This window comes from Segatella hominis (genome assembly GCF_019249725.2).
In the GTDB taxonomy this organism is placed as follows: domain Bacteria; phylum Bacteroidota; class Bacteroidia; order Bacteroidales; family Bacteroidaceae; genus Prevotella.
The window spans coordinates 3,691,023-3,703,409 of sequence record NZ_CP137559.1 but is presented as its reverse complement, the minus strand read 5'-3'; the positions used below and the strand labels follow the sequence as shown (position 1 = coordinate 3,703,409).

Annotated in this window: 10 protein-coding genes; 4 read left to right on the top strand and 6 right to left on the bottom strand. The window is 43.4% G+C overall.

The features are described 5' to 3' along the window. Nucleotides 1-141 precede the first annotated feature (141 nt). The 4 genes from KUA50_RS14985 (at nucleotide 142) to KUA50_RS14970 (ending at nucleotide 4,634) form a co-directional block, all read left to right on the top strand. A complete protein-coding gene (locus KUA50_RS14985) occupies nucleotides 142-1,098 on the top strand; it encodes a methylenetetrahydrofolate reductase (RefSeq protein WP_218456401.1) in 957 nt (318 codons plus the stop codon). 167 nt (nucleotides 1,099-1,265) lie between these two features. After that, nucleotides 1,266-2,423 carry an ATP-binding protein gene (locus KUA50_RS14980; protein WP_118117174.1) on the top strand — a complete coding sequence of 386 codons (1,158 nt, stop codon included), beginning with the start codon at nucleotides 1,266-1,268 and terminating at the stop codon, nucleotides 2,421-2,423. Between the two features lie 145 nt (nucleotides 2,424-2,568). Further along, the gene (gene ricT, locus KUA50_RS14975; RefSeq protein WP_218456402.1) at nucleotides 2,569-4,089 is read left to right on the top strand and encodes a stage 0 sporulation family protein; all 1,521 of its coding nucleotides are present in this window, start codon (nucleotides 2,569-2,571) and stop codon (nucleotides 4,087-4,089) included. 53 nt (nucleotides 4,090-4,142) lie between these two features. Next, nucleotides 4,143-4,634 (top strand): gliding motility lipoprotein GldH, encoded by a 492-nt coding sequence (locus KUA50_RS14970; RefSeq protein ID WP_022110052.1) that lies wholly within the window; start codon nucleotides 4,143-4,145, stop codon nucleotides 4,632-4,634. Between the two features lie 387 nt (nucleotides 4,635-5,021). Here KUA50_RS14970 and rodA read toward each other — a convergent pair whose 3' ends face one another. The 6 genes from rodA to KUA50_RS14940 all read right to left on the bottom strand — a co-directional run bounded on the left by rodA (nucleotide 5,022) and on the right by KUA50_RS14940 (nucleotide 11,791). After that, nucleotides 5,022-6,494 (bottom strand): rod shape-determining protein RodA, encoded by a 1,473-nt coding sequence (gene rodA / locus KUA50_RS14965; protein ID WP_218456403.1) that lies wholly within the window; start codon nucleotides 6,492-6,494, stop codon nucleotides 5,022-5,024. After that, nucleotides 6,475-8,325: a penicillin-binding protein 2 gene (mrdA, locus tag KUA50_RS14960; RefSeq protein ID WP_022110050.1), complete on the bottom strand. Its 1,851-nt coding sequence runs from the start codon at nucleotides 8,323-8,325 to the stop codon at nucleotides 6,475-6,477. The genes rodA and mrdA overlap by 20 nt, the downstream gene beginning before the upstream one ends. A gap of 72 nt (nucleotides 8,326-8,397) precedes the next feature. Beyond that, a complete protein-coding gene (mreD, locus tag KUA50_RS14955) occupies nucleotides 8,398-8,895 on the bottom strand; it encodes a rod shape-determining protein MreD (protein ID WP_022110049.1) in 498 nt (165 codons plus the stop codon). A 79-nt stretch (nucleotides 8,896-8,974) separates the two neighbouring features. Further along, on the bottom strand, nucleotides 8,975-9,832 hold the full coding sequence (gene mreC / locus KUA50_RS14950; RefSeq protein WP_218456404.1) for a rod shape-determining protein MreC: 858 nt from the start codon (nucleotides 9,830-9,832) through the stop codon (nucleotides 8,975-8,977). Between the two features lie 249 nt (nucleotides 9,833-10,081). Then, nucleotides 10,082-11,104 (bottom strand): rod shape-determining protein, encoded by a 1,023-nt coding sequence (locus KUA50_RS14945; RefSeq protein WP_006847875.1) that lies wholly within the window; start codon nucleotides 11,102-11,104, stop codon nucleotides 10,082-10,084. 93 nt (nucleotides 11,105-11,197) lie between these two features. Beyond that, nucleotides 11,198-11,791, bottom strand: coding sequence for a phosphoribosylaminoimidazolecarboxamide formyltransferase/IMP cyclohydrolase (locus KUA50_RS14940; RefSeq protein ID WP_022110047.1), 594 nt, complete (start codon nucleotides 11,789-11,791; stop codon nucleotides 11,198-11,200). Nucleotides 11,792-12,387 lie beyond the last annotated feature (596 nt).

Below are 12,387 nucleotides of genomic sequence, written 5' to 3'. Positions count from 1 at the left end.
TTATTTTTTCGTCTTTCAGCCTATTTTTTTGTATTTTTGCAAACAAATAGGGCTATACGCTTTGTCATCCGCAAAAGTAAGGCCCTCAGAGTCTATTCAACATTCAAATTACACCCTACATTACAAAAAGAAATAAAGAAGATGAACATAACAGAATTTCTGAATAACGGGGACCAAGAGAAAGGTTTTTCATTTGAGGTTCTTCCTCCATTGAAGGGAAATGGTACTGCAGCACTCTTCCGCACCATCGATGCCCTGAAGGAATTTAACCCTCGATTTATAAATATCACCACGCACCACAGCGAGTTTGTCTATAAAGAGTTGGACAATGGTTTGCTTACCCGCCAGCGTGTGCGTCGTCGCCCTGGTACAGTTGCGATTGCAGGTGCCATCCAAAACAAATACGACATTCCGGTTATTCCTCATGTCATTTGTAGTGGAGCCAGCAAGGAAGATATCGAGTATGAACTGCTCGACCTCCAGTTCTTAGGCATTTCAAATCTCCTCGTACTGCGTGGAGACAAGGCGAAGGATGACCGCCAGTTTACACCGACCGCAAATGGTCACATGCATGCTACAGACCTCTTGAAGCAAGTCAACCAATTCAATGATGGCTTCTTCATGGATGGTACTCCTATCAAACACCCGGGAGAAAAATTCTGCTGTGGCGTAGCTTGCTATCCGGAGAAGCATGAAGAAGCTCCAAATCTGGAAATGGACATGCAGCACCTCCTGGAGAAACAACAATTGGGCGCAGCCTATGCTGTAACCCAACTCTTCTACGACAATCAGAAATTCTATGATTTCGTGGAAAAGGCAAGGAAAATGGGTATCACCATACCTATCATTCCTGCCATAAAGCCTTTCGCAAAACTGTCACAGCTTACCGTTGTACCTAAGACTTTCCATTGCGACATACCAGAGGAACTGGCACAGGAAGTCTTGAAGTGTAAGACTGATGAAGACGCAAAAGAACTTGGCATTGAATGGACAACTGCTCAGGTGAAAGACCTCTTCGAGCATGGTTACAACAATGTTCATTTCTTCACCGTCTCCGCTGTGGATAGTGTTAAACAAATCGCAAAGACTCTGTTTTAAGCGAGAGATTTCAAAAAAACGCTAAAGACGTTTTAGAAACATGAACTAAATAATAAAATCCTTTATATAAAAGGAATTGGTAAAAAAAAGAAGTCGGTTTAAACGTTTTAAATAGAAAAGATATAAAATAAGAAAACGGAGTTTACTCCTACAAAAAATACTATAATATGAAGTTTAGCGAAGTAATAGGTCAGAAAGAAGTATGGGCACGACTGATGCAGATGGCGGAGGAAGAACGTATTCCTCATGCCATCATGTTCTGCGGTCCTAAAGGCTGCGGCAAGATGGCTGTAGCTTTGGCTTTCGCCAGCTATCTGATGGGAGAAAAAATGGAAGAGAATGCTTCTACTCCTACAGACGCTGAACGCCGTACCAGTGCCATGCTCAAGAAATGGGAACATCCAGACCTTCATTTCACCTTCCCTACCATCAAAACATCTGATATGGGAAGTGAACACAAGCCTATCAGCGACGACTTCATTACCCAGTGGCGAGAATTGCTTGCCGAAGGGCCTTACTTCCAAATCGACCAGTGGATGAGGAAAATGGGAAAAAATGACGCAGACTTCAACAAGCAGGCTATCATTACTGTAGAAGAGACTGACGAAATCTCCCGCAAACTCAATTTCAAGTCGGTACTCGGAGGCAATAAGGTAAGCCTCATCTGGCTTCCTGAGCGCATGAATATTACGAGTGCCAACAAGATATTGAAACTTCTGGAAGAACCGCCTGCCAAGACCTACTTCATCATGGTGAGTGAAGAACCGGAATTGCTCCTCGAAACCATCAGAAGCCGTACTCAAAGAATCGATTTCAAGAAGATTTCTGATGAAGAGATGGAAGAAGCACTCATCAGCAGAAGAGGATTAGAGCAAGAGAATGCCCATCGCATCGCACGCATCGCACATGGCAACTGGAATGCGGCTATCGAAGAACTCAATGCCGGCAATGAGAACAGGCAGCATCTGGACATGTTTATCATGCTCATGCGACTTGCCTACATGCGCAATATCCACGACCTCAAGAAATGGAGCGAAGTAGTAGCTACTTTCGGACGAGAAAAACAGAAACGTATGCTTGATTATTTCACGCACATGCTCAGAGAAAGCTTCATGTACAATTTCCGGCAGGAAGAACTGATTTACATGACGCAAGAGGAAGAGAATTTCGCCAAGAATTTCGCCCGTTTCATCAACGAGGCTAATATCATCGACATATTCAACCTCTTCGATGAATGCAAAAGGGATATTGGGCAAAATGCCAATGCAAAAATTGTCTTTTTCGATCTGGCTCTCAAAATCATCGTATTGCTCATCAGAAAATAACGGCAGGGTATGCAGACTAAAGAGTCAGTAAAGACAATTAATTACCATATAAGGAATAATCATTGTACAAAAAATATTTGTACAATACAATATATATCATAAAATTATACATTATTAAAATCAGATTATTGTGGATTACAAGGATATGAAATTCAGAATGTGGAATGGTTGCGACCGAGGTCTCTGCTGCAAGGCAGTAGGACGCCAAGACCGACAACTGAACACATACGACTGGCTTGCCGATGTGCCTGGCAATGCCGAAAGCACAGACCTTGTGGAAGTGCAGTTTAAGAACACCCGAAAGGCATATTATCACAACGTCAACAACCTCGACCTGAAAAAAGGGGATATCGTGGCGGTGGAGGCGAGTCCTGGCCATGACATTGGCGTGGTAACGCTTACAGGAAGATTGGTGAAATTGCAAATCAAGAAAGCCAATCTCAAATCTGCAGATGACATCAAGCGCATCTATCGAATAGCCAAACCTGTAGATATCGAGAAGTGCAAGGAAGCCAAGAGCCGTGAGCATGGCACCATGATCCAGAGCAGACAGATTGCGAAAGATCTTGGACTGAAGATGAAGATTGGCGATGTGGAGTATCAGGGAGACGGCAACAAAGCCATCTTCTATTATATTGCCGACGAACGTGTCGATTTCCGACAACTCATCAAGGTTTTGGCAGATACTTTCCATGTGCGTATCGAAATGAAACAAATAGGAGCAAGACAGGAAGCTGGACGCATCGGTGGTACAGGACCTTGCGGACGCGAACTCTGTTGTGCCACTTGGATGAAAAACTTTGTGAGTGTAAGTACAAACGCAGCCCGTTTCCAGGACATTTCTCTCAACCCTCAGAAATTGGCAGGTATGTGTGCAAAACTCAAATGCTGTCTCAACTATGAGGTAGATAATTATGTGGAAGCAGGCAAGAAAATTCCTGCCAAGGATATTGTTCTGCAAACGGCAGATGGAGATTTCTACCAGTTTAAGACAGATATTCTCGCAGGTCTTATCACCTATTCTTCAGATAAGAATATGGCTTCCAACCTCGAAACGATTACAGCAGAACGAGCTCAAGAAATCATAGCAATGAACCGTCAGGGCGAAAAGCCTTTGAGCTTACTGGAAGATGGTAAGGTGAAAGAGAAACCAAAATCTGCAGACTTGCTTGCAGAAGCAGACTTAAGCCGTTTTGACAAGGCGAAGCGAAAGAAAAAGAATAATAAGAATCGCAGCAAAGCTGTTAATGGCGAAAATGCTCAGCAGCAAAATACGCCACAGCAGCCAAATGCCGATATTTCAAATACAGCGTCTGCACCTGAGGAACGTGATGGTAATAGAGAGAATCGACGCAATGATCATCGAAACCGCGGACAGAGACCTCAGAGAGATAATCGACAGCAGGGAGATAGACCTCAGAGAAACAATCGACAGCAGGGAGATAGACCTCAGAGAGACTATCGACAGCAGGGAGAAAGACCTCAGAGAGACTATCGACAGCAGGGAGAAAGACAGCAAAGAGGAAACCGCCCACAGCGAGACAGAAACTATCAAAAAGGTAATGGAAATCAGGGAAATAATCAGGGAGAAAACCCAAGTCATAATCCTGTAAACATCCCTGAAAGCAACCAAGGTAACAACAACCAAGGTAGCCATCAAGAATAACATGAAGTAAGGAATGATAATAAAAAAAAAGGTAAGAAAGGTAATATAAGATAATGAAGAAACTATTCTATACCTTATTAATAATAGGTACATTCACTGCTTTAAACTTTTTCTCATCCTGCAAGGATTCAATGGTTTACGATTCGTATTCTCATACTCCTATTGCCGGATGGGAAAAAAACGACACCTTGTCGTTTGATATTCCACCATTGGCAGCATCGGGGTACTATCAGGAACATTTAGGACTTCGCATCACAGGTGCTTATCCTTTTATGGGACTGACCCTCATCGTAGAACAGAGCATCTACCCCGACAGCCACAACAGGAAAGAAAAAACGGTGAAGATAGATACTATCCAATGCAAGCTCATCGACAAAAACGGAGCTACTACAGGACAAGGAATCAGTTATTATCAATATAACTTCCCCATCAACGTTTATCAGTTGAACAAAAACGACTCTATCCATGTCACCATCCGCCATGACATGAAACGAGAGATTCTGCCAGGCATCAGTGATATTGGATTAAAAGTCGTGAAACATTAAAGAGAAATCCCCCTTGAAAGTTCTCAACATCACAGAGGAACTTCAAGGGGGATTTCTCTTTTTCACTTTTTTCTCAGGGATTATTTTTCAAGGATTTTTCAGAAAATCAAGTTTCGCATGTAAGCTCCACACGCCCTGAAAGGGCAGAAGCCCTTAGACGGTACTTAAACCACATGCAAAACTTCAGTCAGAAATATATTTTTCTGAAGAAATTCCTTCTTGGGGATTATTATTTTCTCCTCGCTGATTTATTATTTTACGATTTTTTTCACGAAGATTTCGCAGATTACACAGATTTTATTTAATACTTCGCATTCTTACCAAGTTTAATCTCTGCTTCTTTCCAAGCTTAACTCTGCTTTCTTTCCAGCTTAATCTCTGCATTTTTTAGTTTCTTATCAGATTTCGTCCAGCATCAATCCTTAGGAAAATGAAAAGCAGGATAGTGAAACCCCAAAGCGAACTACCGCCATAACTGAAGAATGGCAAAGGAATACCAATGACAGGAGTGAGACCCAGCACCATGCCCACATTGATAAACAGGTGAAAGAGGAACACACTCAGTACGCAATAGCCATACACTCGCCCAAACTTAAAGGGTTGTCGCTCTGCCAGATGAATCAACCTCAAGATCAATGCCAGGAAGAGCAGAAGCACACAGGCCGAACCAAGGAATCCTTCCTCCTCTCCTACCGTACAGAAGATAAAGTCAGTATCCTGCTCTGGCACGAACTTCAGTTTGGTCTGCGTTCCGTTCAGAAATCCCTTACCTTGCAAACCACCAGAGCCGATAGCAATCTCACTCTGATGAACATTGTAACCTGCACCTGCCAAGTCTTCATCCAATCCTAAAAGTACATTGATACGCACACGCTGGTGAGGTTCCATCACATTGTTGAGCACATAATCGGCTGAGTAGAAGAAAGCTATAGAACCTAAGGCGAAGGCAGCTATGAAATAATAACTGCGCAATCGGGTTGCCAATGCCTGATAAACAATATAGCCAATCATGGCTGCACACAAACCAAGTTGAACCCAAACGATGTCGAAAGGAATCACATAGGTGGAGAAGAGCAGGAAGATGAGCGTAATACCAACACAGTAAGCAAGAATCGTATAACAATGTTTCTTGTTACCCGTATAGGAACTAACCATACCTGCCGTAAATATCTGCACCAGCAAAAGCACCACAAACTTACCGATGGAAGTATAGGAGTCCCACATCATCACATTCTCATACTTGATGCCAACTACGAAATAGACCACCATGGCCACAGCCGTAAAGAGGATGCTTCCGGGCATTCCCTCGCGATAGAGCATGAGGAAGAAGGCTGAATAAACCAGTGCAGAACCCGTCTCTCTCTGTCCTACAATGCACACCATTGGGAGCAGGATAATACCCACAGCAGCCATGAAATGCTTGATGTTGTGGATATTAAAGCCATAACTCGACATAAACTTAGCAACGGCGAGTGCCGTGGCAAACTTACCAAATTCGGCGGGCTGGAGTCGGAGCGGACCTAACACAAGCCAGGAATGCGAACCCTTGATGCTATGCGGATTGAAGATTGTAGCAAAAAGCAACAATATCAAGACGGCATAAATCACATAAGAGAAGGTATCGTAAAACCTGTCGTCGAGCATCAGGAGTACAAAGCCTAATGCGATCGAAGTACCTATCCAGATAATCTGCATGCCCGAACGAGTACCCAGACTGAAAATATCATTGTCTCCATAAGTGTAGCTGGCACCACAGACACTGATCCATCCGAATGAAAGCAGTGCAAGATAAATACCTATCGTCCACCAGTCGATGGAACGAAGCACACTTGGTTGTCTATTATCTGCTACTTGAGCCATAAGCGATTCTTCTATTTTGCATTGCCGTCGCCTGACTTTCAGAAGCTGGCGACAATTTACCTTTCAAATATTGTTCCATCATCAATCCACCGATAGGCACACCATAATCGGCACCCCATCCACCATTCTCTACATATACGGCAATGGCAATCTTTGGATTGTTCATCGGTGCGAAACCCATGAATACAGAGTGGTCATGACCACGGTTCTGCGCTGTACCCGTCTTACCACAAGGTTCAAAGTCGTATCGGGCAAGCATCTTACAGGTTCCTCTCAAAGCAGAACTTCTCATACCTGCCACTACGTAATCATAAGCCCTTCGAGTAGCCATCGTCTGATGGCGTCGGGTATAAAGCGTATCAAGCGGCTCGCCCTTTACCTTACGTACTACATGAGGCACGTAGTAATAACCACGGTTGGCTATCGTTGCACCCAGGTTGGCTATTTGCAGAGGAGTCAGATTGACCTCACCCTGTCCGATGGAGATACTGATAATGGTCAATCCGTTCCATGAGCCTTTATAAGCCTTGTCATAATAGGCAGCATTAGGAATAAGACCTCGCTTTTCACCAGGCAAGTCAATGCCCAATTTATATCCGAATCCCATACTCTTCATATAGTCGCGCCAGGTGTCCATAGCGGTCTGCACGGAATGGTACTTGCGCTTATTACCCATCATATAGTAAAGTCCCCAACAGAAATAACCGTTACATGAGGTACTGATAGCATCCACCAGAGCGATAGGCGATGGATGGCCGTGACAACCTACGTGGAGCCCCCTGTAAGAGAAACCTCTATGGCAAGGGAAAGCCGTACCTGGCGTGATAATTCCCTCAGAAAGGAAAGTAAGCGCCTGCGTAGTCTTGAAGGTAGAACCCGGAGGATACTGACCCATAATACTACGGTTGAGGAGTGGTTTCCACGGATTGTGAGACAGCCACTTATGCATCTTTCCACGCTGTTTGCCCACCAGACGACGAGGGTCGTAAGTAGGAGAAGAAACCATAGCCAGCACCTCTCCCGTGCGCGGATCAATAGCTACGATACTACCGATTTTACCCTGCATGAGTCGCTCACCCAATGCCTGTAATTTTACATCAATACCGAGCGTCAGATCCTTACCTGCGATAGGTTTCTGGTCGAACTTTCCGTTCTGATAACTGCCTTGTATTCTACCTCGGGCATCACGAAGCATGATTTTCACACCCTTCTGTCCGCGCAATTCTTTTTCATAATGCTTTTCCAGACCGAGTTTACCGATGTAGTCACCTGGCTGATAATAGCTATCATCCTCTATATCGCTTTCCGAAACCTCTCCCACATCACCCAGCACATGGGCTGCATAAGGATAAGTATATTCTCGGATGCTTCGTTTCTGCACATAGAAGCCAGGAAAACGGAACATCTTTTCCTGGAACACGCTAAAATCCTTATCGCTCAACTGAGTCATGAAGAGCTGTTGCGTATATCTGGAATATCCCGGATTCTTACTTCTATCCTTGATATCTTCCATACGCTTGATGAAAAATTCCTTGGTAATACCTAAGGCATTACAGAAATCCATCGTATCAAGACGGTTTTTCTCTTCGTTCATCACTACCATGATGTCATAGGAAGGCTGGTTGTAAACCATCAGCTTGCCATTGCGGTCGTAGATGGCACCTCTCGAAGGATATTCTATCTGCTTGAGGAAGGCATTACTATCGGCATTTTTCTTATAGTCGTCGCTCATAATCTGGAGCGTAAAGAGACGAATCAGATAGGTGACCACTATTACTATGGCCACACCACCTATCACAAATCTACGCTTTTCGAGATTATAATCTATCATATTTCCTATCCATATTGATTGTCCTGAAATTCAGGAGATTCAAGATTTGCACAGTGAACCCCTGAAGTCCTTCTATTTTTTAATACTTTCCAATGCCATAACCAGCAAGTAAGTGAGCAGGGTACTGCCCCCAATACACTTGAGCCACTGGATCCAATTGAAGAAATTGAAGGTCTCCAATGTGAAGAATACCAAGCAATAGAGCAGAATCATGATGAAAACATACCAAAAAAAGGAAGAAACACCAATGCTGCGGATGGTTGGTTCCAGATCGTCAGCACTGTCTCTCGGTATGAAAAGTTCGAAGAGATAAGGCTGAACCAGTCCCATGAGCGTCATAGAAGCAGCTGCCACACCTGGGGTATTGGCAAAGACATCAACACAGAGTCCGAGGGAAAAGCTCCAGAGAAGAGCCGACCATCTAGACTGGTTTCTGCGAAAATGCAGCACCAAGATGATGTAGATCAATGGTGTGGCACAATCGAAGAGATGAATATGATTGAGCACCAGTCCTTGTACCAACAAGAGTACTACAAACAGCACAAATCGTCTTACTTGTTCTATACTCATTAGTTAAAATTAGAAATTTAAATATTTGAATAACCATTTCCATTTTGCCTCATTCCATGCATCAGGAATACAGGCTATTTTAATCCGGTTTGATGGAATCCTGAGCCGCTCTCATCAGTTCCAGACGCTCACGCATAGGCGCATCATCGATGACACAGACGTCACGCAGCTTGGCAAAATCAGTAGAGAGTTTCAACTGAACCCGATACGAAAGACCATCCGCGGAATTGAATACGTGCAGCACCTTTCCTACCAACACACCTGGAGGGAAGACAGCAGAGTAGCCACTCGTCACTACATAATCGCCCAACTTGAAATGAGCATGACGAGGAACATCCTCCATATAAGCATATTCAGAAGGACCACCTTTCCAACGAAGATAACCAAAATAGCCTCTGTTCTTGATGGTGCAACTGATGTTAGACTTTGTATTGAGTACAGGAATCAGCACGCTATAATGTTCTGCTACCAGATACACAATGCCAACCACACCTGTACCGCAAACCACACCCATATCCTTGCGCACACCATCAGCCCTACCCTTGTCGATAGTCATCAGGTTGCCCGGCTTATCTATGCTATTGGCAACCACCTTGGCAGGAATCAGATGATAAGACTGCAACAGACTCATCTGGCTGCGCTGCGCAAAGGTACTGTCCTTGGTAGCATCAGTCAATTTCTCGGAGAGCTGCTGCACCTGCTGTTCCAGGTAAGCATTGCGTTGGGTCAGTTCCTGATTTACCTTGGTGAGTGAGAAAAAGGTTTCCACATTGGAATCCCATTCGTAGAGTTTGCCCGTCACGGCATTAGCCGATGAGAACCATACGCTACCCTGGTAACTGTTGTACTGAAACAGGAGCACAAAACTCACCACCTCAAGAATCACAAAGACAAACCAATGGTTATATTTTGTCAAAAACTCTAAAAGGTTGTGCATACTTTTAGTAAATTAACATGTAAATGAAAAAAACATGTAGAATATCAACATACAGGAGAAAAGCTATCATAAGACACACCCATGATGAGTCAACCCATCCTGGTTTAATTCATTTTACGCCTTAATCCGCTCAATGTATTAAACCATTATGACTTAAAAAGAGATGATCTCCTCCTCGATTGAGGAGGATTCCATCTCTTTATCTATCTTTTCACCTTATATGTTATTATCTCTCTTTGATGAAACTATTTATCGCATCAAGAAAGAGAAACGATCTACATTTTTCAATGCAATACCAGCACCCTTAGCTACACTGTGCAATGGGTCTTCTGCGATGTGGAATGGGATATTGATCTTATCCTGGAGTCGCTTGTCGAGACCACGGAGCAAAGCACCACCACCAGAGAGCCAGATACCATTCTTTACGATATCAGCATAAAGCTCAGGAGGAGTATTTTCGAGTGCAGAAAGCACAGCATTCTCAATCTTCGCTACAGTCTTATCCAAACAGTGAGCAATTTCCTGATAACATACAGGAACCTCCATTGGAAGGGCTGTAATACGGTTAGGACCATGAACGATGAAATCCTCAGGAGCCTCATCACCAAGATCTGTCAAGGCAGAACCTACATGAATCTTGATACGCTCAGCCATACGCTCAGAAACCTTCACATTGTGCTGGCGGCTCATATATTCCTGGATATCAGCAGTAAGATCATCACCCGCAGTACGGATAGAATTGTTGGAAACAATACCACCCAGAGAAATCACTGCAATCTCGGTAGAACCACCACCTATATCAACTATCATATTGCCTTCAGGTGCCTCTACATCGATACCGATACCGATAGCTGCAGCCATTGGCTCAAAAATCAAGTAAACATCACGGCCATCTGCATGTTCTGCAGAATCGCGCACTGCACGAAGTTCCACCTCAGTAGAACCAGAAGGAACTCCGATAACCATACGGAGTGATGGGGAGAACAGACGACTACCCGTGTGAACCATCTTGATGAGTCCACGCATCATCTGCTCGCAAGCGGTAAAGTCGGCAATAACACCATCGCGCAAAGGACGGATTGTACGGATGTTGTCATGAGTCTTCTCGTACATCATCTTAGCCTTCTCTCCCACCGCAATCATCTTGTCGGTACGACGGTCAAGTGCCACAACAGAAGGTTCGTCCACTACAATCTTATCATCACTGATAATGATGGTATTGGCGGTACCTAAGTCCATTGCGATTTCCTGAATAAATGAAAAAAATCCCATTTTCTAATGTAAAATCTATTATTTTAAGCTTAAAATCTATCTTTTGTAGCCATCTTCTCGCCTCACAAGATGAGAACAAGAAGAGAACCTTTTTTACTTAGCAAACCAAGCATGGATTGCAGTATCATAGTGAGAACTTACACCAAAGGCACGCTCTGCGAACATCTTGCGGTCTTCGATATCAGTCTCTGCACCCTTCTGCTTGAGAATATCAAGAAGTACGTTGTACTCAGCCTTGCTTGGAACGATGACTACATCCTTGAAGTTCTTTGCACCTGCACGGATCAAAGAAATACCACCGATATCAATCTTCTCGATAATATCAGCATCGCTGGCACCACTTGCTACAGTCTGCTCGAATGGATACAAATCTACGATAACGAGGTCGATGCTTGGAATTTCAAATTCCTTCATCTGCTCCTGGTCACCCTCATTGTCGCGGCGAGCCAAGATTCCTCCAAATATTTTTGGGTGAAGAGTCTTCACACGACCACCAAGGATTGATGGATATGTGGTAACATCCTCAACTTTCTGACATTCATAACCCAAAGATTCGATAAATTTCTGAGTACCACCAGTGCTCAAGAATTTAACACCCTCTTCGTTCAACTTGGCGAGCAACTCATCCAAGCCATCTTTGTGGAAGACAGACACCAACGCTGTCTTGATTTTCTTTGTTTCAGCCATTAATTATCTATTTTGAATTCGACTTCTTTCTAATTATAAAACGCTGCAAAATTACAAAAAATAATCGAAACCACCAAATTTCAAGGCGAGTTATAGGAATATTTTAGGTATATTTGCGATAAATCAAGTCTGATTGCTAATAATATTACCAGTTTTGGTTAACATTGCGAGCACAAGCTGATGCCGTCCATAGTTTCTCGTCCACACCATTTCTATCCGATAATCCTCTGCAATTCAAGAAGTTACACTTTACTTTACATATACTTTCTCTCATCAACGGATGCTAATATTACAATTCCGGTCATGGTCTTTTTCGGTCAAAATGAAAGAGAAAGTATAATTAACTATTTATCACTAAAAAAGTACAAGCTTTTAATGAATCCCGAAAATAAAAATGACCGATAATGACCATGACCGGTCATTCACCCATCCTTTCCAAAAAGCAAAAAGCCTATTTTCTATAACAGGTAGAATGAAGCGTCTATGAAGACCAAAGTCAGGCATCTATTAAGACCCATGTTGGTCGTCTATTAAGGCCTAAGTTGGTCGTCTATAAAAGTCCTGAAGTTATCCTCTTTTAAAAGACTCAAAGTTCG